Here is a 24252-nt window from a genome sequence, read left to right as displayed (position 1 = left end):
CACATAAATTTATATATTAGAAAAGTAAACTCTGAGGTAATCTATATATGAAACTTTTTGATTTAGTTGTAAGATTTATTCTTACTGCATCTTTTATCATCCTTTTTAATTTAATTTGCCAACCATATGGTCTTCATATTGGGTTTAATACAATAAACCTTGCAATTGGAACTTTAATAGGATTTGCCGGTTTTGCTCTCCTTTTTATTTTGGCTCTTCTTTTTAGGTAAAAAAGTATATTCAGGAAGTTTTATAAATTCTTTCTTTTCCAATACACCAATTAAATAGCCTAACCAGGATGAAACAGGCAAAAATAAAGATGTTATCCAGTAAGTTATTATTATTACATTGACTGAATTTTTAGCTTTTGCAATCTCATCTGCATATGAATATACTCCAATAAAAGGGGAATTCCAAAGTCTGAACGTCACATTTGCCCAGTGAGTATTTAAAAAACCCTTATTATTCAGAGAAACATAATTTGTTGCCAGTATAGCTAAGACAATCGTGGGAAGTGAAGCTATAGCTATAGCTACAACAGCTTCTAAAAGAGACAGTGCATCTCTTTTTTTTGCATGAAACCTGCCACTCGAAAAATTTCCATACAAATAGATAAGACAGATAAATATGCCACTTATAAGCTGTGAAGTTACTCCCCTGAAAACCGAAAAATATAGGTACATGAAGGCTATAAATATTACAGTTGTTAGAAAGTGGTTTTTTATAATATGAAAGCTGTATAGAAATATCTTTTTAGTCTTCATTTTGTATTTAAAAAACCTCCTAAGGTTTTAGTTTATTTCATTCTCTAATTATATCAAAGTTTGCAATTGAAATAAATTAGATATATACTTTTTCTATATAAAAAATCAAAAGGAGTGGAAATGCATTTTGGCAGTTCTTGTGACAGGTGGTGCTGGTTTTATAGGGTCGCATATTGTCGACAAACTCATTGAAAGAGGGTATGACGTATGCGTTGTTGATAGTCTTCTCTCCGGCAACGTTTGTAATATAAATCAAAAGGCCAAGTTCTATCAACTTGATATCCGAGACAATTTAGAAAAAGTATTTGAAGAAAATGAAATTGAATATTGTGTACATCAGGCGGCTCAGGTGAGCGTTGCTAAGTCTATGGAAGATTCTTACCTTGATTGCAGTATAAATGTCTTGGGCACAGTTAATCTTCTTGATTATTGCATAAAATACAAAGTGAAAAAATTTATTTTTGCATCATCTGCAGCGGTTTATGGAGAACCCAAATATATTCCAATTGATGAAAATCATCCATTAAGACCTGAATCTTTTTATGGTTTGTCTAAACTTACTTCAGAAGAGTACGTCAAGATGTTTGCCCACAAATTTCATTTTGAGTATGTTATATTCAGATACTCGAATGTCTATGGACCACGGCAAGATCCGTTTGGAGAAGGAGGAGTTGTCTCGATTTTTTGTGAGCGTATGTTGGGTGGCAAAGAGGTAATCATATTTGGAGATGGAAATCAGACAAGAGACTTTATATATGTTGAAGATGTTGCAGAAGCAAACCGTATTGCACTGGAAAGTTCTGTGTCAGGAACATTTAATTTAAGTACTGGTAAAAATGTATCGGTAAATGAACTATTTGAGATTATTTCTGGATTGACAGGATACAAAAGGGCTCCAGTTTATCAGTCAAAACGGCCCGGCGATATTGTACACAGTTGTCTTTCAAATCATCTTTTAAAGAATGTATTAGAGTTTTCGCCACAATTTTCACTTTTGGAAGGATTGAAAAAGACAGTTGAATATTTTATGGCTAAATCTGTTTAATAACTTTTTATATAGGGTATTATTATATCATAACGTTTAATAATTTATAAATGTTATGAAAAAGGGGTTGTTTAAAATATGATAAAAAGAGGCTTTAGATATCAGACAGGCGAAATTGATGAGGTTGCAAAACTTTTAAAAGAGGGGAATATCCCTGAGATTGATATTGATTTTGAATATGAGATTAAAGAAGTCATTAACGACCTTAACAGCTATGGGTTTGAGGTTGCTGAGGGGGATGCTTATGACTATGATGCAGTTGATAAGATAGAACATCCAGATTTTATGTTCAGATTAAAGATGGTTGAAAAATCTACAGGCAATATTTGTTATTTGGACTTTTACGAAGGGCCAAAGGACCAAGAAGATGGTTATGATGAAATCTGGTGGGGATAATATATTGTAGATGAATTTGAGTGTTGACATGTGCCAATTTTTGTATTACAATAATCTATATTTAGAAAAGAGGTGAATTTATTATGGATATGTTTGCAGACAATGTAGTAACATTGGTAGATGAGGAAGGAAGAGAAATATCATTTGAGATGCTTGATAAAGTCAATTACAATGGTAATGACTATATAGTACTTCTTCCTTTAGAAGAAATGGAGAAAGAAGACGAAGAGGCTGAGGTTGTAATTCTCAGAATCGAAGACAGAGATGGTGAAGAGGTATATGTGGGTGTAGAGGACGAAGAGGAGCTTGAAAACGTATTTGAAATATTCCAGTCCAGATTTGATGATGAAGACTTTGACATTTATGATGAAGATGAAGAGTAACCGTAAAAATAAAGCACGACCAATTTTTAAGGTCGTGCTTTATTTTTTCTCTCTCAATTTGTGGTATAATGGAATTAATTAAATAAAGTTATTAAAAGAAGGTGACAAATTAATGAGAAGACTTATCAAAAAAGCAATTATTCCTGCAGCGGGACTTGGAACAAGGTTTTTACCAGCAACAAAGGCACAGCCAAAAGAGATGCTTCCTATTGTGGACAAGCCAACAATTCAATACATAGTTGAAGAAGCGTTAGAATCGGGGATAGAGAGCATTTTAATTGTCACAGGGCGTGGCAAAAGAGCAATTGAAGACCATTTTGACAAGTCTTTTGAGCTTGAAGTTGCACTTGAAAACAAAAAGGATTTTGATAATCTTCAATTGATAAGAAAGATAGCAGATTACAATGTTCATTACATACGACAAAAAGAGCCGAGAGGACTTGGTGATGCAGTATACTGTGCAAGACTTTTTATTGATAATGAACCTTTTGCAGTCCTGCTAGGGGATGATATTATTATTTCTGAAAAGCCATGTTTAAAACAGCTAATAGAGGTGTATGAAGAGTACAGGACAACCATTTTGGGTGTGCAAAAGGTACCAAGAGATGATGTTAGCAAGTACGGAATTGTTGCAGGGAAACAAATAGAAGATAGAATCTATAAGGTAAAAGACCTTGTGGAAAAGCCAAAAAAGGAAGAAGCACCTTCGAATATTGCTGTGCTTGGAAGATATATCATCACTCCTGAGATATTAAATATCTTGGAACACACAAAAGAAGGTGTTGGTGGAGAAGTACAGTTGACAGATGCCTTAAGAGAGCTTTCAAAAAAAGAAGCTATGTATGCTTATGAGTTTGAAGGAAAAAGATATGATGTGGGCAATAAACTTGGATTTTTGCAAGCAACAGTCGAGATTGCTCTTTCAAGAGAGGACATTGGTAAAGATTTTTACAACTATCTTGTTACTCTTGTAAATGCTAAGAATTATAAAGAAAAATTAAATGAGTTAGAAAAGCTTTAAGATAAGTTTTTTGGCCACTTCTAGATGGTGGCTTTTTTGTTATTGAAAATTAAGTCATATTTATATATAATATTGGCATAAGAATTTAATACCTGATATTAATATCAAATATTAAATTATGGTGATAAAATTATGGCAAAGCTATCAAGGAAAGAAAGGCACAGACTTTTACTTCAAAGAATAAAAGAAAATCCTTTTATAACAGATGAGGAATTAGCTAGTGAATTTGGATGTTCGGTCCAGACAATAAGGCTTGACAGGGCAATTTTGGATATTAAAGAAGTCCGAGAGAGAATAAAGGAAATGGCGAAAGAAAGTATATCTAAGCTCAAGACAATCTCACCGCGAGATGTTGTGGGTGAGATTATTGACATAGATCTTGAAAATTTTGCTATTGCAACATTTGAGCCAGAGCTGTGGATGACCTTTACCAATAGTAATATGGTCAAAGGCCAGTACATCTATGCTTTTGCTGAGTCGGTTGCCATGTCTGTTATTGATGCAAAAGCAGCATTGATTGGAGTGGCAAATATAAAGTATAAAACACCAGTTTTTGCAAATGATAGGCTTGTTGCAAGAGCTGAGCTGAAAAAGAAAAGAAATAATAAATATATAGTATGGGTATTCATCAAGAGAAATAATGAAGAGGTTTTTAGGGGTAAATTTATACTTGTTGCATTGAATGAAGAGACAGTAGAAAAATAGGAGTGTAGTAAAACATGAGAATTGGCATTGATGCAATGGGTGGTGACAACGCACCACATGCAGTTATAGAGGGCGTTGCACTCTATTTAAATCAAAATCAGGATGACGAAGTGGTAATTTTTGGCGACAGAAGCATTATTGAAAAAGAATGTGCTCAAAAGGTGCAGTTTCTGGATAAAGTGGAGATAATAGATTGCAAAGAAAAGATAGAATTTGAAGATGAGCCAGTAAAAGCAATAAGGCAAAAGAAAGACTCTTCTATTGTAGTGGGTTTGCAGTACTTGAAAGAAGGCAAGGTTGATGCTTTTGTATCAGCAGGAAGCACTGGTGCTTTGATGGCAGGTGGACTTTTGATTGTTGGAAGAATCAAAGGGATAGATAGGCCTGCCTTGACAACCCGGCTTCCTTATAAAGACGGGCAATACCTTTTAATTGATGTTGGTTCAAACACAGATTGCAGACCAATAAATATTTTGCAGTTTGCTCAAATGGCAACAGTGTATGTAAGTAAGGTACTTGGCAAGAAAAACCCGACAGTCGGGCTTTTGAATATAGGTACAGAAGAAAATAAAGGCAATGACCTTTCAAAACAGTCATATGATCTTTTAAAAAGTGCAAAGAATATTAACTTTGTAGGAAATGTTGAGGCAAGAAGCTTGCCATTTTCACCACCTGATATAGTTGTGTGTGATGGATTTGTTGGCAATATAGTTTTGAAGCTTACAGAGGGAATGGGACTTTTGTTTTTTGATATCTTAAAAGATATTGCAAAATCAAGTTTTAGGTCAAAAATTGGTGGACTTTTGTTAAAGCCATACCTCAAAAGATTAAAAGGTAAATACGATTATAAGGAAGTAGGAGGAGCTCCTCTTTTGGGGATAGATGGGATAATAGTAAAGTGTCATGGTGCATCAGACAGCCAGGCAATTTTCAGCGGAATACATCAAGCAAAGTCTTTTTATAAGAATAATGTATTAGCATTACTTAAAGAAGAAATCACAGCCGAAAGCGAGGTCTAAAGAATGAAACAAAATGTCAGAATTCTTTCGACAGGAAGATTTGTCCCTGAGAGAATTTTAACCAACCATGATTTGGAGAAGATAGTTGAGACATCTGATGAATGGATAACCCAGCGAACAGGTATAAAAGAAAGAAGGGTAGTTGACGGAAAACTTTCTACAACCGACTTAGCAGTCCAAGCGGCAAGAAATGCTATGCAAAAGGCAGGGATTTTACCAGATGAGGTTGACCTTGTAGTTGTTGCAACAGTAACTCCTGAGATGTTTTTTCCTTCAACAGCGTGCCTTGTCCAAAAAGAGTTAAAACTTAAAAATGCGTTTGCTTTTGACATATCCGCAGCATGTTCAGGTTTTATTTATGGTATGGCAATTGCTACTCAATTTATTCAAAACGGGTTTTGCAAAACAGCTCTCGTTATAGGTGCTGAAGCACTCTCTAAGATAACTAATTGGTCTGACAGGTCCACATGTGTGCTTTTTGGTGATGGGGCAGGTGCTGCTATTTTAACAGCTTCAAGCGAAGAAGGTATTTTAGGGTTTGAGCTTGGAAGTGATGGGGAAAACGGGCTTTTACTTTACTGTCATGCGTTTGGGCTCAGTGATTTGAGCTATTCTCAATACAAAGACACGCCAAACTTCAGAAAAATCTATATGGACGGGAATGAAGTTTATAAGTTTGCTGTTAAAATAATGCCATACGCAGTTGAAAAAGTTTTGGAAAAGGTTGGTCTATCTTCTTCAGATATTGATGTTTTCATACCCCATCAAGCAAATATAAGGATAATCGAAAGTGCTGCAAAAAGGCTAAAAATTCCAATGGAAAAGGTGTTTGTTAATCTGCACAAATATGGTAATACATCTGCTGCATCAATCCCAATTGCACTTGATGAGGCAATAGAAGAAGGAAAGATAAAAAAAGGTGACAAGATTGTACTTGTTGGATTCGGTGGAGGTCTTACATGGGCAGCTTGTGCTGTTAAATGGATATAGAAAGGAGAGATATAAAAAGTGGGAAAGTTAGCAGTTATGTTTCCTGGTCAAGGGGCGCAATTTGTTAGCATGGGTTATGATTTTTATCAAAATTTTGATGCTTCTAAAATGATTTTTGATTTAGCAAATGAAGCTTTGGATTTTGATTTGAAAAATATTGTTTTCAATGGTCCTGAAGAGGAACTGAAACTTACAAGAATTACTCAGCCTGCAATTCTTACAACCTCAGTTGCAATATACGAAGCTGTGAAAGACAGACTGGAACCTAATGCTGTATTTGGCCAAAGCTTAGGAGAGTACTCTGCGCTTGTTGTATCTGGTTGTATTGATTTTAAAACTGCAGTGTGGCTTGTTTCAAAAAGAGGAGAATATATGCAAAATGAGGTGCCTGAAGGTATAGGGGCAATGGCGGCTGTTTTGGGTTTGTCAGTAGAAGATGTGAAAGAAGTTTGTAGAATAGCAAACGAGAAGGGAGTTGTTGAAATTTCAAACATTAATTCTCCTGAACAGACAGTGATTTCAGGAGAAAAACAAGCTGTGTATTTTGCAATGGAGATTGCAAAGCAAAAGGGAGCAAAAAGATGTGTGGAACTTAACGTTTCTGCCCCGTTTCACAGCAGTCTTATTAAGGGTGCAGGAGAGAAGCTGAAGAGACACTTATTAGAAATTGACATAAAAGAACCTCAAATCCCAGTCGTATCAAATGTTACAGCAGATTATATGAAAAAAGAAAATATTGTAGACCTTTTAGAAAGACAGGTTTATACTACTGTAAACTTCCTTGGATGTGTAAACAGGCTTTTGGAAGATGGGTTTGATACATTTGTAGAGATAGGACCTGGAACCACTTTAAGTGGTCTTGTAAAAAAGATAAAAAAGGATGTTAAAATTATAAGCATTAACAAGGTTGATGATATGAATAATCTTTAACTTGCCATTCATAAGATTTTGTTATAGGAGGATTTTAAATTATGGAACTTTTGAAAGATAAAGTGGCGCTCATCACAGGAGCTTCAAGAGGAATTGGAAAAGCAATTGCCTTAAAATTTGCTCAAAATGGAGCAAATGTAATTATTAACTACTCGTCAAGTCAGTCCCAAGCAGAAAGTTTGAAAGAAGAAATAGAAAAAATAGGAACAAAAGCGATAATGATAAAATGTGATGTTTCAAATCCAGATGAGGTAAATCAGATGTTTTCACAAGCGGAAAAAGAGTTTGGAAAGATCGATATACTTGTTAACAACGCAGGGGTTACAAAAGATGCTCTAATTCTTAGAATGAATGAGGAGGATTTTGACAAAGTTATTGCGATAAACCTAAAAGGAGCGTTTTTGTGCGCAAGAGCAGCTGCCAAGATTATGGTAAAACAGCGGTTTGGTAATATAATTAATATATCATCTGTTGTAGGAATTGCAGGCAATATGGGACAGGCAAATTATGCAGCGTCAAAAGCTGGAATAATAGGTCTTACGAAGTCGCTGGCAAAAGAACTTGCATCCCGAAATATCAGGGTAAACGCAATAGCCCCTGGTTTTATCAAAACTGATATGACAGAGGTTTTAAGTGACAAGATAAAAGAAAGTATGCTTTCTTCCATCCCACTTGGTCGTTTTGGTGAGGCTGATGAGGTGGCAAATGTAGCACTTTTTCTTGCCTCAAACCTTTCATCCTATATTACTGGGCAAGTTATTGTTGTTGACGGTGGGATGATTATGTAATAATATTCTTAAGTAGAGCGATTATAAAAAATACAAAATTTTTGGAGGTGTTTTTTGTGAACAGTGAAATTTTTGAAAAGGTAAAAAAGATTATAGCAGACAAACTCGATATTGAAGAAGACAAGATAACACCTGAGTCTTCCTTTTTAGATGACCTTGGTGCAGATTCGCTGGACATTGTTGAGCTTATCATGGAGCTTGAGGAAGAGTTTGGTATTGAAATTCCAGATGAGGATGCAGAGAAAATTAGAACAGTAGCAGATGCAGTAAAATATATTGAAGAGCATCAATAAAGAATGCTTGCCCCTGCTTTTAAAGTTTAAAAGCAGGGGTAAAGTATTCAACTTTTAAGTGTTTAGGAGGTAAACTTGAATGAAAAGAAGAGTTGTGATAACTGGACTGGGAGTTATATCCTCTTTAGGATTTGATATAGATACATTTTGGAATTCTATTAAAAATGGGAAAAATGGTATTAAGGTTGTTGAGAGATTTGACATTTCAAATTTTCCTACAAGGGTTGCTGCAGAGATTGTAAACTTTGACCCAACAAATTACATAGACAAAAAAGAAGCACGAAGAATGGACAGGTTCACACACTTTGCTTTAGCAGCAACAAAACTTGCAATTGAAGATAGCAATCTCAATTTAGAAAATATTGACAAGACAAAAGTTGGTGTGGTAATAGGAAGTGGCATTGGGGGAATTGAGACATTAGAGGAACAAGCAAATATCTTGAGAGAAAAAGGACCATCGAGGGTAAGTCCGTTCTTTGTTCCAATGATGATAGCAAATATTGCAGCAGGACATATTGCAATAACGTATGGGTTCAAAGGTATAAATGAGACAATTGTCACAGCATGTGCATCTTCTGCACATGCAATTGGAGAGGCATTTAGAATGATTCAGCAAGACTATGCTGATGTGATTGTCACTGGCGGGTCTGAGGCGGCAATCACCCCACTTTCGTTTGCAGGTTTTTGTGCTATGAAAGCAATGTCAACAAACCCTGATCCAAATTCAGCTTGCAGACCATTTGATAAAGACAGGGACGGTTTTGTAATGGGCGAAGGTGGAGCGATACTTATCTTAGAAGAGCTTGAACATGCGAAAAAGCGAGGAGCTAAAATATATGCTGAGGTTGTTGGATATGGTGCATCAGATGATGCATATCACATTACAGCGCCTGACCCAGAAGGAGAAGGGCCTATGCTTGCAATGCAAAAAGCAATAAAAGATGCGGGAATTGAACCGGAAAAGATAGATTATATAAACGCCCATGGTACTTCCACACCTTATAATGATAAATACGAAACACTTGCAATTAAGAAGTTGTTTGGAGAACATGCATATAAACTTTCAATAAGCTCCACAAAGTCTATGACAGGGCACTGGCTTGGCGCTGCTGGGGCAGTGGAAACGTTAATAACTACATTGGCAATATATAATCAATATGTTCCACCCACAATTAACTATGCAACCAAAGATGAAGAGTGCGATTTGGATTATACTGTTAATCAAGGTAAAGAAAGGCCTATAGAATATGCTATGACAAACTCTTTCGGTTTTGGAGGTCACAATGCTGTTCTTGTTCTAAAGAAGTACCGAGAATAAAAAATAATGCCCCAATTTTAAATAAAAAAATTGGGGCATTTTGTATTTGTTGACATAAAGATTTTTTAAGAAAGGAGAGGCATGGATATTAAAATGGAAGAAATTGAAAACGCTTTGGGATATAAATTTAAGGATAAAAATCTATTGAAACTTGCGCTTACTCATAAATCAGCAACACATAGTAACAAAAACTGCTATGAGAGACTTGAATTTCTTGGTGATGCAGCTTTAGAACTTGTTGTGAGCAAATATTTGTTTGTCAATTTTCCTGACCTTTCGGAAGGTGAACTTACCAATATAAGATCTGCAGTTGTGTGCAGTCAGACATTATCAGATGTTGCAGAAAAACTGAGTATCAAAAATCATATAATTTTTGGAAAACGTGAAAAAATGGAAAAATTTAATGAGAACAAATTTATTTTAGCAGATGTGGTTGAAGCTATTTTTGGAGCAATTTTTATTGAATCTGGATTTGATAAGCTTGAGAAGATTATTGTTAATCTGCTTAAACCTTACATTCAAAAAGCTATATCAGGTAAGCTTTTTTACGATTACAAGACAAAACTTCAAGAGATTATGCAAAGAGAAGGGCAAAAAGAGATTGCATACAAAGATTATGAAATAATTGAAAAGAAATATTTTAAGTCAGAGCTTTTCGTTGATGATAAAAAGGTTTCTGAAGGATATGGCTCTTCTAAAAAAGAAGCTCAGCAGGATGCAGCGTATAAATTCTTGCTTAAAATGGGGGAACAAGAGGAATGAAATATAGGATTTTACCCATATTTATTCCTCAGTATGCCTGTCCTTTTAACTGTATATTTTGCAATCAAAAAACAATATCTGGAGAAAAAGAAGAGGTAAGTTTGGACAGAATAAAAAGGCAGATTGAACAAGGATTGAAAATTAATTTGGATGAGGAGGTTGAACTTGCATATTATGGTGGCAATTTTACTGCCATCGATATAGATTTTCAAAAAAAATTGCTTGAACTTGCTAGTAATTTTAAAAGAATAAAAAGTATTCGTATTTCCACAAGACCTGACTATATTGATGAGGAGAGATTAAGATTATTAAAACTTTACAACGTGAAAACAATAGAACTTGGAATCCAAAGCATGTTTGACCATGTTTTAAATGCATGTGCAAGAGGACACACAACTGAGCATAGCAAAAATGCAATGGAAATGATAAAAAGGTTTGGGTTTTTACTTGGAGTTCAAGTTATGGTAGGGCTTCCAAAATCAGCATATGAGATGGACATTGAAACAGCAAAGATATTGACCAGTTTTTCGCCAGACATTGCAAGAATTTATCCAACTCTTGTCATAGAAGGTACTTATCTTGCAAAGATGTACCAAAGAGGAGAATATAAGCCTCTTTCTTTAAATGAGGCAGTAGAAAGATGTAGCCATATAAAGTATATATTTATAGAAAATGGTATTAATGTTATTAGAGTTGGGCTTCAGCCAACAGAAGAGATAAATTACGATGCAAAAGTTTTAGCAGGACCTTTTCATCCTTCGTTTGGTGAGCTTGTAGACTCAGAGATAATATTCAGTATGGTTGCCCAAAAATTACAAAAGCAAAAATTTTCTAAAGTTTTGTTTGTAGTACATTCTAAGAACTACTCGAAATTTGTGGGACAGAAAAAAAGTAATATTAGAAGGTTTAAGCAGCACTTTTCTCATGCTGAAATTGAGGTTTTATGTAGCAACGAAGAGGTTGATAAGATAAAGATAATTACAGAATCTATGGAGACTGTAATTGATATTAGCAGACTTTGAAGGTATTTAACATAGATTTAACATTCATTTTAATTTGATTTAACATTAGTTATGTAAAATTGTAATATACAAAAAGCATAAGGGTAAAAATAATATGTAAAAATTATAGTGGGGAGTGAAAAGATGTTCAAAAAATCTTTTGTCCTTGTGATTATATTATCTCTTTTGAGTATTCTTCTTTTTGGATGCAAAAACGTAGGAAGTGAGGCTCAGAAATCTAAAAATTCGATTACAGTTGCAGGTTCAACCTCTGTTCAGCCATTGGCAGATGATTTGGCAAAGGCGTTTATGGAAAAACATCCTGATATCAAAATTGAGGTCCAAGGCGGGGGTTCTGGTGTTGGGATAAAATCAGCAAGAGACGGAGTTGCTGATATTGGTACCTCTTCAAGAGAGTTGAAACCAGAAGAAAAAGGTCTTCATGAATATAAAATAGCAATAGATGGTATTGCAGTTGTTGTGCATCCTACAAATCCTATCGAAAATCTTACAATAAAACAGATAAAAGACATATATACAGGTAAAATAAAAAATTGGAAGGATATTGGTGGCAAAGATGCACAAATTGTTGTTGTAACACGAGAAGAGGGGTCTGGAACACGTGGTGCATTTGAAGAACTTGTGATGGGTGGTAGTTCAATTTCTGATTCTGCAGTTGTTCAGCCATCGACAGGTGCAGTAAAACAATCTGTTTCGCAAGATCCTAATGCAATAGGATATATCTCAATGGGTGTGTTGGATTCAAGCGTAAAAGCTGTAAAAATAGAGGGAGTGGAAGCTACAGAGGATAATGTAAAAAGTGGCAAGTATAAGCTTCAAAGGCCATTTTTATTTTTGACAAAGGATGAACCCCAGGGACTTGTAAAAGAATTTATTGATTTTGCATTGAGTAATGAAGGGCAGACTATTGTAGAAAAGTATCATTATATCAAAGTAAGATAATATTTTACTGTAATGGGGTGTAGGATTTATTATGCCTAAAAGAAAAAGTGCTATAGAGATTATTCTGTTTGTAGCTGCAGCAATTTCAGTAATTTCTGTTTTGCTTATAACAGTTTTTATTTTCAAAGAAGGTTTTATGATCATAAAAGAATATGGACTTTGGAATTTTATCTTAGGTAAAAAATGGGCACCTTTGAGTGGCAAATTTGGAATTTTTCCTATGATTTTGGGTTCGATTTATGTTACTTTGGGGTCAATTATTATAGGTGTGCCAATTGGAATTGCAACGGCAATATTTTTGGGTGAACTTGTAAATGAAAAGGTATCAAGGCTTATAAGACCATTTATTGAGCTATTAGCAGGAATTCCTTCTGTGATTTACGGCTTTTATGGTCTTGTTGTTGTGGTCCCATTGATAAGAAAATATTTAGGAGGTTCTGGCTTTTCCATTTTGGCATCTTCTATTATTTTGGGGATTATGATTTTACCAACAATTATTAACATCTCAGAAGTGTCAATAAGGTCTGTTCCAAGAGAGTATAAAGAAGGGTCTTTAGCACTTGGTGCTACTCACTGGCAGACAATAAAAGGGGTTATTTTGCCTGCTGCAAAGTCTGGAATTATTGCTTCAATAATTCTTGGCATGGGAAGGGCAATTGGCGAGACTATGGCTGTTATTATGGTAGCAGGGAACAGCCCTAAAATACCAAATAGTATTTTGGATCAGGTAAGAACCTTAACAGGGAATATAGCAATAGAGATGGGTTATGCATCTGGTAAACATGCTCAGGCGCTTTTTGCAACAGGTATTGTTCTTTTTGTAATTATTATGATTTTAAACACCATTGCAAATGTAATTGCAAGAAGAGTTGGTGAAGGGAAATGATAAGAAGAAATAAAGTTATACAGGGTATTGTATTTTCCGTAATAGGACTTTTTACGTTAATAACTATGATAATATTAGTTGTTATAGTATTTCATATCATTTCTAACGGACTTAAAGGTATAAGCTTAAGTTTTATTCTCCAATATCCTGAAGAAATGGGCAAAAGCGGAGGAATATTTCCTGTTATTGTAGGAACTTTGTATGTAACCTTACTTGCAGTCATAATTGCTTCACCTGTAGGGATATTAGCAGCAATTTATTTAACTGAATATGCAAAAAAAGGAAAAGTTGTTGAACTTATAAGATTCGGGACAGAAACATTAGCTGGAATACCTTCTATAATTTATGGGCTTTTTGGATTTGCATTTTTTGTAATTGCACTTGGGTTTAGATGGTCCATTTTATCAGGTGCACTTACGCTTTCGATAATGATTCTGCCTACCATTATACGAACGTCAGAAGAGGCTATAAAAACTGTTCCGATATCATTTAGAGAAGGGAGTCTTGCACTTGGTGCAACAAAGTGGCAGACAATAGCTAAGGTTGTAATTCCTCCTGCAATGCCCGGTATATTGACAGGAGTTATTTTGGGAGTTGGTAGAGCAATAGGTGAGACTGCAGCAGTGCTTTTAACAGCTGGGAGTTCGCTAAATTTCCCCACAAGCATATTCAGTCCAACGCGAACCATGTCTGTTCATCTTTATATTCTTTCTTCCGAAGGGCTTTCAAAATTAAATTCATATGCTACTGCGACATTGCTTATTGTAATTGTATTTATTATAAATACATTTGCTAACATTATAATTCGAAGGTATAACAGAATTTTGGGCAGAGGATGAATAAAAGAAGGAATTTTAAAATGATTGTAGAATTATATATAGTAGAACATTTAGCGTTATAATTAAACAAAGTCATGACAATTTATTCAGGAGGTATAACGTGAGGATGGAAATTCTAAAAGTTGCTGCAAATTCAAAACCACAGAAAGTGGCAGGGGCTCTGACTGCAGTTATAAAGGAAAAAAGAGTGGCTGAACTTCAAGCAGTTGGAGCAGGTGCTGTAAACCAAGCTGTTAAAGCTATTGCGATTGCAAGAGGAAAAGTGGCACCAAATGGTATTGATTTAATTGTTATTCCAGCATTTTCTGAAATTGATATTGACGGCGAAGAGAGAACTGCAATAAAATTTATTGTTCAAGCAAGGTAAAGAAAATCAATGTTTCACAAGTTAGGGCAGGTGGAAAAAACTACCTGCTTTTTTGTTTACTTGTTGTAGAAAATTGGGATGGTGTTTTGAATATCACCTTATTTTTAAACCCATTGTGTTTTTTACTTTAATACCTTTATTCTGTTGTTAAATTTAGAGTATTTACATATCACTTGAAAGCCAGTTGCGGAAATGGTAAAAGATAATAAAATATAACTTTGAATTTTGTGAAAAGTACACATTGATTTTTTTCTTTTTTTTTATTTTAAAGACAAATAAATTACCAAAGAGGTGATATTATTCCATTAAAACTTTAGTATACTAAAATAATATATTTCCGTTTTGTATAACTATTTATATTTCTGCTGAAATTATTAAGAAACATAAGAGTATAACATTAGCAAATTGAAAATGCAATACTTAAGAGCCTAAAATCAAACATGGTATTTTGTGTGGATGGAGGGGATAGACTATGAAAAGAAACATTGCGCTATCTTTAATGCTTATCTGTTTTGTTCTGATAAACTGTTTCAATTGCGTAAAAGTTGAAGCAGCTTACAATAGCTTTGGGGCTGCTTCATATGCAAATATTTGGGCACTAAGCAGAAATTCAAACTACCCTAATTTTGACGCAGATTGCACAAATTTTCCATCTCAAGCAATGCATGAGGGAGGAACTTTGGCCATTTGATAAACAAAATGGTTGGTATTGCGAGAAAGTTCTTTGGTGGTGGAATTGGGGAACAGCTTGGAGTGTAGCTGATGATTTGTACAGATATCTATCAAACTCAGCCAGGGGAACGATTTTAGGTAGATGGAAATATGAGGGGCAAATAGGCTTTAACGATTATAATGATGTACTTCAACCTGGTGATATTCTATTTTATGATTGGAATTCAGATGGAAGATTTGATCATGCTGGTGTTTCTGTAGGTTTAGGGTACGATTCTACTTATGGGAGAACTGGCAATGTTCAAGATCAACACACTTATGATAGATTTCATGCAATTTGGCATTTAAGTCCGTATAACCAAAAACGTACTACAACAACAATAGTTGCAATTCGCCCAAAATAAAAATAGAGAGGTGTTAAAAAATGAAAAGAAAGAAGAAAAGTATAGTTTTAATTATTTCTTTAATTTTAGTTGTAAGCAGTACAATAATAATTGGTATTAGTGTAAAAAGTAATCAACAATTAAATAATGAAAAACAAATAAAGGAGACAATAATAGGTGCTTTAAAGATATACGACCAGGCAAGTATCTTTCCTGCTGAATATGCAAAAGCACCGGACATTAAAATTCCTCAAGAAATTATAAATAAGAAACTGAATGAGGTTGAACAAGCATGTAAAAAGTATTTTAGTAACAAAGCTGGTTGGCTTAATAATAGACTGGAAGTTTACAAGAATGCTGTTGTTGGTTCAGCGTATAGCGATCTTAGATTTGTTGAAGATAAAATGACTGATATAAAATTTTTAGAAATAAAAATCGATGGAGACAAAGCAACAGCTACTGTGGATGTATTTGGTGAAAGCAAATCAATTGGTCTTGCCTTGGATACTGATAAAATACCAACTTCTGAATTGAATGAAATAACCAATGCAAAAGGTTATAAAATGTCACCTGAAGAACAGAAAAGATTTGTCGAGAAAACTGAAAAACTACCTATGAAAATACGTGAGTACAAAATAAAATATGGTATGCGCTACCAATATAGTTTAGAAAAAGAAAACGGAGAGTGGAAAATAATTTCGGAAGACTTTAATTATCTTCCCGGGTATGAGCCATAAAAGTTGCAAGAATGTAATATTTAATCCAAAAATTATGAGGGGCTGTTCAATAAAAATGGACAGTCTCTTTTTAATTTGTATTTTTAAATAATCATTCTGAGCCAGTTGCAATAGTAATATAGAATTGTCCCAATATTTTTGCTAAAATAATTGTTGTTTTAATCTTTATGGGGGAAGATCTGAAATGTACATAAAATGGCTTGAAATCTATGGTTTTAAATCTTTTTGTGAAAAGACAAGGATTGAATTTCAAAAAGGAATTACAGCTATTGTTGGACCTAATGGATGTGGAAAGAGCAATATTACAGATGCAATAAGGTGGGCCTTGGGCGAACAGAGCTTAAAAATTTTGCGTGCAGCAAAACAAGAAGACCTTATTTTTGCCGGCACAGAGAAGAGAAGATCTCAAGGTTTTGCTGAGGTTTCTATATGTTTTGACAACTCAAGCGGGATTCTTCCCATCGATTATCAAGAAGTGGTGATAACAAGAAGGCTCTTTAGAAGTGGTGAGAGTGAGTTTTTTATAAACAAAATTCCTTGTAGATTGAAAGATGTATATGAGATTTTTCTTGACTCTGGTCTTGGGAAAGATGGATATTCTATTATATCCCAAGGTAGAGTTGATGAAATAATAAATGCAAAGCCTGTAGAAAGGTATAGGATTTTTGAAGAAGCGTGTGGGATTACAAAGTATAAGTACAGAAAAGAAGAAACAGAGAGAAAGCTTAAAGCAACAGAGGAGAACATTCAAAGACTTCAGGATATAATGTTTGAACTGAGAACACAACTTGAGGAAATTAAGCCTGATGTAGAAAAAGCAAAAACATATCTGCAAATAAATCAAAAACTCCAGAGATTGAAAAAAGAAAAGTATGTTTATGAGTATAATTTGACTGGCAGAAAATATCATGATTTTCTCATAAAAGAGAAGCAATTAAATGAGGAACTTGAAAAGCTAATACCCTTGAGAAGAGAACTTGAAGAAAGTATAAATCAGAACAAATTGCAAATGGCCCTGCTGACCCAGCAGGTGGAGAAAATAAGACTATCTTATGATGATATAAAAAGTGAACTTACAGAGGCTATTACTCGATTAAAGTTTTTGAAAAAGCAGCTTGAAAGCAAGCAGCAACATACTGACGATTTGTCAAGGCAAATTTTACAGCTTGAGGAGCAAAAAGAGGATTTAAAAAAGAGCATAGAAGAATTACAAAAGAGTCTTTCTAAAAAAGAAGAAGAGCATAGAAGCATTTTAGAGGAACATGCGAAGTTACAAAAACAGATTACAGCTTCAAAAGAGAGCATTACAAAAGTAGAAGCAGAAATCCAAAAGAAAGAAGCAGAGTTAATTGAATGCATATCCCAGATAGAAAAGTTTAACCAAAAATTAAATGGAATTTTGCATTTGTCAGGTACTTTAGAAAATAGAAAAGAGAAAATAATTGAGCAGACAAATGCTATTTTAAATGAACTTGAAAAATTGACCGTTGCACAAGATACAAAAAAATCAAAACTTAGAGAATTAGATAATGAAAAGAAAAAACTTGTTATTTTACTTGAAGATTTAAACCAGCAGGTATCAGAAAAAGAGGGTTATCTTGCCAACATAAGAAATTTAGTAGAAGATCTTTCAAAACAGCTGATTAAAAAGCAGGAAAAATTAAATATTTTAAAAATGATGGAGGAAAGCTATGAAGGATATAGCAAAACAATCAAGGAAATTTTCAAACGAGTTAAAAATCTTCCCATTTGCCTGTATGGAACGGTGGGAAGTTTGGTATCTGTCAAAAGAGAGTATCTAAAAGCTATTGAAACGGCACTGAGCAGTTCTTTGCAACACCTTGTTGTGAAAAGTGAAGATGATGCAAAAAGGATAATAGAAATAGCAAAGAATGAGAAACTTGGCAAGGTCACAATTATTCCTGTTGATACCATTTCGGTTTTAAGTCAAAAAGAAGATATTAACGCAGATGGTTTTTTAGGATTTGCAGATGAGTTTGTTGATATAAATAATGAATTGAGAAAGGTAGTAGAATTTTTGCTTGGTCGGACTTTAGTTTTTGATACTATCGACAGAGCTATAGAATATCAAAGAAAGGTAGGATATAAGGCAAGGTGTGTTACACTTTCGGGAGAATTAATTTCTCCCGGTGGGATTTTTGTTGGTGGTGAAAAGAAAGCTGATTTTTCTCTTCTGGAAAGAAAAGTGGAGAAAGAAGAACTGGAACTTGATGTTAAAAACCTTTCATCTAAACTTGAAGAAAAGGATAAATTGATTATAGAAAATAGTAAAGTATTGTATGATCTGAAAACAGCAAAGCAAGAAGCGGAAGAAAACTTAAATAATTTATTGTCGAAAATAAGTGAGCTTGAAAGAGAAATTGAGATGTATGATTACAAAGTAAAACAGCTTGCACAAAACAAAGATGCTTTAGAAAACGAAAAGAATTTGATAGATCAGCAACTAATAACACTTGAATGCGACATAAAGTCTTCACATGAAAACTTAGATTATTTTAAAAAAACAAAGGGGGAATTAGAGAAAGAGATTTCAAATCTCAAGACTGCTTTGGGTAAACTAAAAGAAGATTATAATCTTTTAGATAGCAAGTTCACAAATGTAATAGAAGAAAAGAATAAAATTGAAGCAGAACTTTCTATATTAAAACACAAGCTTGAAAGTAAAAGTTATAACATTGCTGAGATAGAGAATCAGAAAATGTACAGGTTCAAAGAAAAGGTAAAATGTGAAGAGAATATAAGAGAGCTTGAGGGGCAAATTCTTCAAACTTCTAAAGAGATAGATGAGAAAAAACAGAAAGCAGAAGAGTTTAAAAATAATTTGCAACAGCTTGAGAAAGAACACTCTGAACTTTCTGAGCTATATAATTCTGAGCAAAAAAGGTTAAGTGAAGTTTCAAGTAAAATTCAAGAAATAGAAAAAAAACTTGGGCAAATTGCTCTTGAAAAACATGCTCTTGAAAACTATATGAAGAATATAAAAGAAAAATATTTTGAAAAATTTAATGAAGAAATCAATACTTCAAATAAAGAAGTTTTTTGGGCAAAAGAAAAAGAAGATGATCTTGAAAGGTGCACAGCAGCGCTTTCTGAACTGGGGGAAGTAAAGTTATATTCAATCGAACAGGAGAAGAGGCTACAGGAAAGAATACAATTTTTACAGAAACAGATTGAAGATTTGCAAAAGACAACAGATGAATTAAAAAGACTTATTAGTCATCTTGATAAAAATATGAAAGAAATATTTTTAGAAAACTTTGAAAAAATAAAGAGTTTGTTTTCAGATATATTCTTTGAGCTTTTTGGCGGAGGGAGTTGTGATTTGAAGCTTATAGGTCAGGATGGAGAGCTTGGTGTAGATATTGATGTTAAGCCTCCAGGCAAAAAGCTGCAAAATATAAATCTTCTTTCGGGTGGCGAAAAGGCTTTAGTAGCAATTGCACTTTTGTTCGCGTTCTTAACATTTAAAGGTTCTCTTTTGTGCATATTAGACGAGATAGATTCCAGCTTGGATGAGGCAAATGTTCAAAGGTTTGCCCAGTATATAAAAAATTTAAATCATCAGAGCCAAATCATTATCGTTACCCATAGGAAACCCACAATGGAGATTGCCGACGTTCTATATGGTGTTACAATGGAAGAACATGGCGTTTCAAAAGTTTTATCGCTAAACATCGAAAAAATACAGAAAGGATGATAGAAGATGGGATTTTTTGATAGACTTAGAGAAGGTCTTTCAAAGACTAAAAAGAATTTTACTGAGAAGGTGGAGAGTTTATTAAAATCATTCAGGCAGATAGATGATGATCTCTTTGAAGAACTTGAAGAGGTTTTAGTACTCTCAGATGTTGGTGTTAAAACATCTCAAAAAATAATAGAAAATCTCAAAGAGAGGGTTAAAAAAGAAAAAATTCTTAATCCTCAAGATGTAAAAGAGCTTTTAAAAGAAGAGATGCTGAACATTATTAATCTTGAAAATAAATTAAGTGAAAAGTATCCCCTCATAATCCTGATGGTTGGCGTAAACGGTGTAGGTAAAACAACATCCATAGGTAAAATTGCAAATCTTTTAAAATCAAATGGTAGAAAGGTTTTAATTGCTGCAGCAGACACCTTTAGAGCAGCAGCTGCTGAACAGCTTGAGATTTGGGCAAAAAGGGTTGGGTGTGATATTATAAAGCATGTGGAAGGTAGCGATCCAGCAGCTGTTGTGTTTGATGGTATCCAAGCAATGAGGGCAAGAAAGGCTGATGTTTTGATAGTAGACACGGCTGGCAGACTTCATACTAAGAAGAATTTGGTTGAGGAGCTCAAAAAGATTGACCGGGTGATAAATCAGCAAATGCCAGAAGCCAGCAAGGAGACTTTGCTTGTGATTGATGCAACAACCGGTCAAAATGCTTTAAATCAAGCAAAAGAGTTTAACCATGCAGTTAATATTTCTGGAATTGTACTTACAAAGCTTGATGGTACGGCAAAAGGTGGTATTGTGATTTCCATTTGTGATGAACTAAAGATTCCGGTAAAGTTTGTAGGTGTAGGAGAAAAGATAGATGATCTCCAGCAATTTAACGCAAAAGAATTTGTAGATGCTCTTTTTGAAAACTAAAAAGAGTCACAAGGCTGGGTAGATACCCAGCCTTTTATGCTTCTTCGTACAAATACCCCTCTATCTTTTCCAGATCTTTGACCCAGATCTCTTTTCCCCAAAAATCAATTAGTCCTTCTTCTTTCATTTTTATAAGCTCTCTTGAAAGTGAAGGCCTTTGCACATTAAAAATTTTAGCAAGCTCTTGCTTTGTCAAATTAAGTTTTAATTTTGTAGTTTTTTGTTTTTTGTACTCTTCAATTAAAAAATTACAAATCTTTTGTCTCAAAGTAGAAAGCGTATTTTCTTTAAGTTTAGTGTTCAAGAGAAGGATTCTATCTGAAAGAAGGTTTAAAAAGTTGTACAAAAACTTTTCGTTCTTTTTGCACATCTCAATTATGGCATGCTTTGGAATAAATATAACCTCTGTTTTGGTTTTTGAAACAATTGTCGCAGGAAAAGTGTTTGCCGAAGAAAATATGACAGCTTCACCAAATGTATCACCTTGTAACAATGTGGTTATGGTATATTCTTTGCCTGAGACAGAGCTTTTCTTCACTTCAACCATTCCGCTGAGTATAAGCCCTACAAAGCTGCATTCGTCACCTTCAAGTACAATCACCTGGTCTTTTTCAAAATCCTTTTTAGGAATATAAAAGGAATCTAATATCTCTTTTATTTCGCTTTGATCCATCATCTTAAACAGCTTGCTTTGACATACCATTTCAAGATTCATCGGATTTCACCTTCTTTAAAATGCATATAAAACTGTAACATATGTTACCGCAAATATATTCTAAACCATATAAAATATAATTGCAAGTAAACAGAGAGGGATGGTTGAAAATGATAAGAAAGATTGTGAAGATCAACGAAGAAAAGTGCAATGGGTGCGGACTGTGTGTGAATGCTTGTATTGAGGGTGCGATTGAGCTTGTAAATGGCAAGGCAAGACTTGTCAGTGAAGAATACTGTGACGGACTTGGAAATTGCTTACCTGTTTGTCCAACAGGGGCAATTGAGATAATTGAAGCTGAAGCAAAACCATTCAATGAAAAGGCTGTGGAAGAAAGACTCAATCAGAAAAAACAGCATGAGCAGTTTTCATGTATGTGCCCTGGTTCTCAGGAAAAGATTATTGAAAGAAACAATACTGATACAACTTCAGAGGAGAAAAATCAAAAGGTAGAAGAGACCAAAGAAGAGTTTTCTGAACTTGTTAACTGGCCGGTACAGCTAAATCTAATAAATCCTTATGCAAAGTTTTTTGATAACGCGCATATACTCATTGCTGCTGACTGTGTTGCCTATGCATATGCGTCTTTCCACAGAGATTTTATGAAAGGAAAAGTGACAATAATAGGATGTCCAAAGCTTGACAATATTGAATACTACTATGAAAAAATCTTAGAAATTATTCAAAGTCATAATATAAAAAGCATTACAGTTGTCAAGATGGAAGTTCCTTGTTGCAATGGTATTGCAAACATAGTTAAAAAGGCCATGCTTCAGGCACAGAAGATTTTGCCGTATCAAGAGGTAACAATTACCACCGATGGTGGTATAAAAGAATAATTTTTGGGTAAATAGAAATTGATAATATTTCAGGAGGTGCTATGTTGTGATGATTCAAACTGATATGTTTTGTTTCCAATGCGAGCAGACAGCAGGTGGGAAAGGATGCACAAAGGTAGGTGTTTGTGGGAAAGACAGCAGAGTTGCTACACTTCAGGATTTGCTCTTGTACCAGCTAAAAGGCATTGCATACTTGGGCAGCAAAATTTTAGCTGAAGGAAAAATGATTGACGAAGGTACAACCAAATTCGTGATGGATGCTCTATTTTCCACCCTTACAAATGTAAATTTTGATGAGAAAAGATTTGTAAGGTATATTCTTGAAGCAGACAGTGTGAAAGAAAATCTAAAAAATCAAGTTTCGAGCTTAGATAATTTGCCAAATGCCGTTTACTATCGACCACCAGAAGATGTTGAAAAGATGATAACAGACGGGAAAAAGGTTGGAATTCTGGCAGATGACATTGATGAGGATATCAGGTCTTTAAGAGAGCTTCTTATTTATGGTTTGAAAGGAATGGCTGCATATGCTCATCATGCATATAGGCTTGGCTACAAGGATGATGATGTGAACAATTTCTTCTTTACGGCGCTTGCAAAAACGCTGGACAGCAACTTGTCAACAGATGAGCTTTACAACCTTTGTATGGAACTTGGAAAGAAGAATTTTAGATGTATGGAAATTTTGGACAAAGCTCACACTGAGACTTTTGGTCATCCACAGCCAACAGAAGTTTTGATTTCCAAGAAAAAAGGACCATTTATAATTGTCTCTGGGCATGATTTGAAAGACTTGAAAGAGCTTTTAGATCAAACAGAAGGAAAAGGAATAAATATCTATACACACGGTGAGATGCTTCCTGCGCATGGTTATCCAGAACTAAAGAAGTACAAACATCTTGTTGGTAATTATGGTGGTGCATGGCAAGACCAACAGAAGGAATTTGACGGCATTCCAGGTTGTATCTTGATGACAACAAACTGTCTGCAAAAACCACGCGACAGTTACAAGGACAGAATATTTACAACGGGGGTAGTTGGGTTTGATGGTGTTGCACACATTGAAGAGGTAAATGGCAAAAAGGATTTTACACCAATTATTCAAAAGGCATTAGAACTTGGTGGTTGGCAGGAAGACGAAGAAGAAAAGAAAATCCTTGTTGGATTTGCTCACAAGACTGTGCTTAGTGTTGCAAACAAGATAATTGAAGCTGTAAAAAGTGGTCAGATCAAGCATTTCTTCTTAATTGGTGGATGCGATGGTGCAAAACCAGGTAGAAACTACTATACAGAGTTTGCTGAAAAAACTCCAAAAGACACGCTTATTTTGACGCTTGCATGTGGAAAGTATAGATTCAATAAGAAAGACTTTGGGATGGTTGCTGAATTTCCAAGACTTTTAGATGTTGGTCAGTGCAACGATGCATATTCTGCAATCATCATTGCAATTGAACTTGCAAAGGCTTTTGGAGTTGATGTAAATGAATTGCCGCTTACACTTGTCCTTTCGTGGTTTGAACAAAAAGCAGTAGCGATACTTTTAACACTGCTATCCCTTGGTATTAAAAATATCTACTTGGGTCCATCACTGCCAGCATTTGTTTCGCCAAATATTCTACAAGTACTTGTTGAAAGATTCAATATAAAGCCTATTTCAAACCCAGAGAATGATTTGAACGAAATTTTGTCAAAAAAATAAGCGAAGATAGAATAAAAGGCAGGACTGTGTCAAAAAACACAGCCCTGCCTTTTTGTTATCTTAAGGTGCATAATGAAAAAATCGAACTTGCAATTTATATAAAGTTA

27 protein-coding genes are annotated in these 24252 nt (G+C 34.5%); 25 read left to right on the top strand and 2 right to left on the bottom strand.

Annotated features, from left to right (window positions below; translation table 11 throughout):
• Nucleotides 1-47 precede the first annotated feature (47 nt).
• A complete protein-coding gene (locus CaldiYA01_RS06800; protein ID WP_207178140.1) occupies nucleotides 48-230 on the top strand; it encodes a pro-sigmaK processing inhibitor BofA family protein in 183 nt (60 codons plus the stop codon).
• Here CaldiYA01_RS06800 and CaldiYA01_RS06795 read toward each other — a convergent pair.
• Nucleotides 174-764 (bottom strand): hypothetical protein, encoded by a 591-nt coding sequence (locus CaldiYA01_RS06795; protein WP_207178139.1) that lies wholly within the window; start codon nucleotides 762-764, stop codon nucleotides 174-176. The genes CaldiYA01_RS06800 and CaldiYA01_RS06795 overlap by 57 nt on opposite strands.
• Before the next feature lie 127 nt (nucleotides 765-891).
• Here CaldiYA01_RS06795 and CaldiYA01_RS06790 point away from each other — a divergent pair, with 127 nt between their 5' ends.
• The 22 genes from CaldiYA01_RS06790 to ftsY all read left to right on the top strand — a co-directional run bounded on the left by CaldiYA01_RS06790 (nucleotide 892) and on the right by ftsY (nucleotide 20892).
• The gene (locus tag CaldiYA01_RS06790) at nucleotides 892-1809 is read left to right on the top strand and encodes an NAD-dependent epimerase/dehydratase family protein (protein ID WP_207178137.1); all 918 of its coding nucleotides are present in this window, start codon (nucleotides 892-894) and stop codon (nucleotides 1807-1809) included.
• Nucleotides 1810-1887: 78 nt separating this feature from the next.
• Complete coding sequence (locus CaldiYA01_RS06785) at nucleotides 1888-2205, top strand: hypothetical protein (RefSeq protein ID WP_207178135.1); 318 nt, start codon at nucleotides 1888-1890, stop codon at nucleotides 2203-2205.
• Between the two features lie 83 nt (nucleotides 2206-2288).
• Nucleotides 2289-2588, top strand: coding sequence for a DUF1292 domain-containing protein (locus CaldiYA01_RS06780; protein ID WP_207178133.1), 300 nt, complete (start codon nucleotides 2289-2291; stop codon nucleotides 2586-2588).
• Nucleotides 2589-2700: 112 nt separating this feature from the next.
• Nucleotides 2701-3609 carry a UTP--glucose-1-phosphate uridylyltransferase GalU gene (gene galU / locus CaldiYA01_RS06775; RefSeq protein ID WP_207178131.1) on the top strand — a complete coding sequence of 303 codons (909 nt, stop codon included), beginning with the start codon at nucleotides 2701-2703 and terminating at the stop codon, nucleotides 3607-3609.
• Between the two features lie 129 nt (nucleotides 3610-3738).
• On the top strand, nucleotides 3739-4314 hold the full coding sequence (gene fapR / locus CaldiYA01_RS06770) for a transcription factor FapR (RefSeq protein ID WP_207182760.1): 576 nt from the start codon (nucleotides 3739-3741) through the stop codon (nucleotides 4312-4314).
• Nucleotides 4315-4328: 14 nt separating this feature from the next.
• Nucleotides 4329-5333 carry a phosphate acyltransferase PlsX gene (plsX, locus tag CaldiYA01_RS06765; RefSeq protein WP_207178129.1) on the top strand — a complete coding sequence of 335 codons (1005 nt, stop codon included), beginning with the start codon at nucleotides 4329-4331 and terminating at the stop codon, nucleotides 5331-5333.
• A gap of 3 nt (nucleotides 5334-5336) precedes the next feature.
• Nucleotides 5337-6323, top strand: a complete 987-nt coding sequence (locus tag CaldiYA01_RS06760; protein WP_207178127.1) for a beta-ketoacyl-ACP synthase III — start codon at nucleotides 5337-5339, stop codon at nucleotides 6321-6323.
• Nucleotides 6324-6341: 18 nt separating this feature from the next.
• On the top strand, nucleotides 6342-7253 hold the full coding sequence (gene fabD, locus CaldiYA01_RS06755; RefSeq protein ID WP_207178125.1) for an ACP S-malonyltransferase: 912 nt from the start codon (nucleotides 6342-6344) through the stop codon (nucleotides 7251-7253).
• A gap of 41 nt (nucleotides 7254-7294) precedes the next feature.
• Nucleotides 7295-8041, top strand: a complete 747-nt coding sequence (gene fabG, locus CaldiYA01_RS06750; RefSeq protein ID WP_207178124.1) for a 3-oxoacyl-[acyl-carrier-protein] reductase — start codon at nucleotides 7295-7297, stop codon at nucleotides 8039-8041.
• A 56-nt stretch (nucleotides 8042-8097) separates the two neighbouring features.
• The gene (locus CaldiYA01_RS06745) at nucleotides 8098-8334 is read left to right on the top strand and encodes an acyl carrier protein (RefSeq protein WP_013290663.1); all 237 of its coding nucleotides are present in this window, start codon (nucleotides 8098-8100) and stop codon (nucleotides 8332-8334) included.
• Between the two features lie 79 nt (nucleotides 8335-8413).
• Entirely contained in the window at nucleotides 8414-9652 is a 1239-nt protein-coding gene (gene fabF / locus CaldiYA01_RS06740) for a beta-ketoacyl-ACP synthase II (RefSeq protein WP_207178122.1), read from the top strand.
• A gap of 93 nt (nucleotides 9653-9745) precedes the next feature.
• A complete protein-coding gene (gene rnc / locus CaldiYA01_RS06735) occupies nucleotides 9746-10414 on the top strand; it encodes a ribonuclease III (RefSeq protein WP_207178121.1) in 669 nt (222 codons plus the stop codon).
• A complete protein-coding gene (locus CaldiYA01_RS06730) occupies nucleotides 10411-11436 on the top strand; it encodes an elongator complex protein 3 (protein WP_207178120.1) in 1026 nt (341 codons plus the stop codon). The genes rnc and CaldiYA01_RS06730 overlap by 4 nt, the downstream gene beginning before the upstream one ends.
• Before the next feature lie 123 nt (nucleotides 11437-11559).
• Nucleotides 11560-12378 (top strand): phosphate ABC transporter substrate-binding protein, encoded by an 819-nt coding sequence (locus tag CaldiYA01_RS06725; protein WP_207178119.1) that lies wholly within the window; start codon nucleotides 11560-11562, stop codon nucleotides 12376-12378.
• Nucleotides 12379-12409: 31 nt separating this feature from the next.
• On the top strand, nucleotides 12410-13264 hold the full coding sequence (pstC, locus tag CaldiYA01_RS06720) for a phosphate ABC transporter permease subunit PstC (protein WP_207178118.1): 855 nt from the start codon (nucleotides 12410-12412) through the stop codon (nucleotides 13262-13264).
• Entirely contained in the window at nucleotides 13261-14103 is an 843-nt protein-coding gene (gene pstA, locus CaldiYA01_RS06715) for a phosphate ABC transporter permease PstA (RefSeq protein ID WP_207178117.1), read from the top strand. Before pstC ends, pstA begins: the two co-directional genes overlap by 4 nt.
• A gap of 106 nt (nucleotides 14104-14209) precedes the next feature.
• Nucleotides 14210-14470 (top strand): stage V sporulation protein S, encoded by a 261-nt coding sequence (locus CaldiYA01_RS06710; protein ID WP_207178116.1) that lies wholly within the window; start codon nucleotides 14210-14212, stop codon nucleotides 14468-14470.
• A gap of 472 nt (nucleotides 14471-14942) precedes the next feature.
• Complete coding sequence (locus CaldiYA01_RS12295; protein ID WP_238480486.1) at nucleotides 14943-15161, top strand: amidase domain-containing protein; 219 nt, start codon at nucleotides 14943-14945, stop codon at nucleotides 15159-15161.
• A complete protein-coding gene (locus tag CaldiYA01_RS06705) occupies nucleotides 15136-15546 on the top strand; it encodes an amidase domain-containing protein (protein WP_238480485.1) in 411 nt (136 codons plus the stop codon). The genes CaldiYA01_RS12295 and CaldiYA01_RS06705 overlap by 26 nt, the downstream gene beginning before the upstream one ends.
• Before the next feature lie 20 nt (nucleotides 15547-15566).
• Nucleotides 15567-16262, top strand: coding sequence for a hypothetical protein (locus CaldiYA01_RS06700; protein ID WP_207178115.1), 696 nt, complete (start codon nucleotides 15567-15569; stop codon nucleotides 16260-16262).
• Nucleotides 16263-16446: 184 nt separating this feature from the next.
• Nucleotides 16447-19980, top strand: coding sequence for a chromosome segregation protein SMC (gene smc, locus CaldiYA01_RS06695; RefSeq protein WP_207178114.1), 3534 nt, complete (start codon nucleotides 16447-16449; stop codon nucleotides 19978-19980).
• Nucleotides 19981-19986: 6 nt separating this feature from the next.
• Entirely contained in the window at nucleotides 19987-20892 is a 906-nt protein-coding gene (ftsY, locus tag CaldiYA01_RS06690) for a signal recognition particle-docking protein FtsY (protein ID WP_207178113.1), read from the top strand.
• A gap of 34 nt (nucleotides 20893-20926) precedes the next feature.
• Here the strand turns inward: ftsY and CaldiYA01_RS06685 are convergent, their stop codons facing one another.
• Nucleotides 20927-21607, bottom strand: coding sequence for a Crp/Fnr family transcriptional regulator (locus CaldiYA01_RS06685; RefSeq protein ID WP_207178111.1), 681 nt, complete (start codon nucleotides 21605-21607; stop codon nucleotides 20927-20929).
• Between the two features lie 110 nt (nucleotides 21608-21717).
• Between CaldiYA01_RS06685 and CaldiYA01_RS06680 the strand changes: the two genes are divergently transcribed.
• Complete coding sequence (locus CaldiYA01_RS06680; protein WP_207178109.1) at nucleotides 21718-22446, top strand: ATP-binding protein; 729 nt, start codon at nucleotides 21718-21720, stop codon at nucleotides 22444-22446.
• Between the two features lie 49 nt (nucleotides 22447-22495).
• Nucleotides 22496-24145, top strand: coding sequence for a hydroxylamine reductase (gene hcp, locus CaldiYA01_RS06675; RefSeq protein WP_207182759.1), 1650 nt, complete (start codon nucleotides 22496-22498; stop codon nucleotides 24143-24145).
• Nucleotides 24146-24252 lie beyond the last annotated feature (107 nt).

Origin of the sequence: Caldicellulosiruptor diazotrophicus, assembly GCF_017347585.1 — a bacterium.
Taxonomy (GTDB): domain Bacteria; phylum Bacillota; class Thermoanaerobacteria; order Caldicellulosiruptorales; family Caldicellulosiruptoraceae; genus Caldicellulosiruptor; species Caldicellulosiruptor diazotrophicus.
The sequence above is the reverse complement of the archived record's forward strand: the minus strand, read 5'-3'. Positions and strand labels throughout refer to the sequence as shown.

Coding starts and splice junctions, on each gene's coding strand:
- fabG (WP_207178124.1), top strand. CDS start 7,295: ATGGAACTTTTGAAAGATAAAGTGGCGCTCATCACAGGAGCTTCAAGA.
- hcp (WP_207182759.1), top strand. CDS start 22,496: ATGATTCAAACTGATATGTTTTGTTTCCAATGCGAGCAGACAGCAGGT.
- CaldiYA01_RS06800 (WP_207178140.1), top strand. CDS start 48: ATGAAACTTTTTGATTTAGTTGTAAGATTTATTCTTACTGCATCTTTT.
- CaldiYA01_RS06780 (WP_207178133.1), top strand. CDS start 2,289: ATGGATATGTTTGCAGACAATGTAGTAACATTGGTAGATGAGGAAGGA.
- CaldiYA01_RS06730 (WP_207178120.1), top strand. CDS start 10,411: ATGAAATATAGGATTTTACCCATATTTATTCCTCAGTATGCCTGTCCT.
- pstC (WP_207178118.1), top strand. CDS start 12,410: ATGCCTAAAAGAAAAAGTGCTATAGAGATTATTCTGTTTGTAGCTGCA.
- CaldiYA01_RS06680 (WP_207178109.1), top strand. CDS start 21,718: ATGATAAGAAAGATTGTGAAGATCAACGAAGAAAAGTGCAATGGGTGC.
- CaldiYA01_RS12295 (WP_238480486.1), top strand. CDS start 14,943: ATGAAAAGAAACATTGCGCTATCTTTAATGCTTATCTGTTTTGTTCTG.
- fabF (WP_207178122.1), top strand. CDS start 8,414: ATGAAAAGAAGAGTTGTGATAACTGGACTGGGAGTTATATCCTCTTTA.
- plsX (WP_207178129.1), top strand. CDS start 4,329: ATGAGAATTGGCATTGATGCAATGGGTGGTGACAACGCACCACATGCA.
- galU (WP_207178131.1), top strand. CDS start 2,701: ATGAGAAGACTTATCAAAAAAGCAATTATTCCTGCAGCGGGACTTGGA.
- CaldiYA01_RS06785 (WP_207178135.1), top strand. CDS start 1,888: ATGATAAAAAGAGGCTTTAGATATCAGACAGGCGAAATTGATGAGGTT.
- pstA (WP_207178117.1), top strand. CDS start 13,261: ATGATAAGAAGAAATAAAGTTATACAGGGTATTGTATTTTCCGTAATA.
- CaldiYA01_RS06700 (WP_207178115.1), top strand. CDS start 15,567: ATGAAAAGAAAGAAGAAAAGTATAGTTTTAATTATTTCTTTAATTTTA.
- smc (WP_207178114.1), top strand. CDS start 16,447: ATGTACATAAAATGGCTTGAAATCTATGGTTTTAAATCTTTTTGTGAA.
- CaldiYA01_RS06705 (WP_238480485.1), top strand. CDS start 15,136: ATGAGGGAGGAACTTTGGCCATTTGATAAACAAAATGGTTGGTATTGC.
- CaldiYA01_RS06760 (WP_207178127.1), top strand. CDS start 5,337: ATGAAACAAAATGTCAGAATTCTTTCGACAGGAAGATTTGTCCCTGAG.
- CaldiYA01_RS06685 (WP_207178111.1), bottom strand. CDS start 21,607: ATGAATCTTGAAATGGTATGTCAAAGCAAGCTGTTTAAGATGATGGAT.
- ftsY (WP_207178113.1), top strand. CDS start 19,987: ATGGGATTTTTTGATAGACTTAGAGAAGGTCTTTCAAAGACTAAAAAG.
- CaldiYA01_RS06710 (WP_207178116.1), top strand. CDS start 14,210: ATGGAAATTCTAAAAGTTGCTGCAAATTCAAAACCACAGAAAGTGGCA.
- CaldiYA01_RS06725 (WP_207178119.1), top strand. CDS start 11,560: ATGTTCAAAAAATCTTTTGTCCTTGTGATTATATTATCTCTTTTGAGT.
- rnc (WP_207178121.1), top strand. CDS start 9,746: ATGGAAGAAATTGAAAACGCTTTGGGATATAAATTTAAGGATAAAAAT.
- CaldiYA01_RS06795 (WP_207178139.1), bottom strand. CDS start 764: ATGAAGACTAAAAAGATATTTCTATACAGCTTTCATATTATAAAAAAC.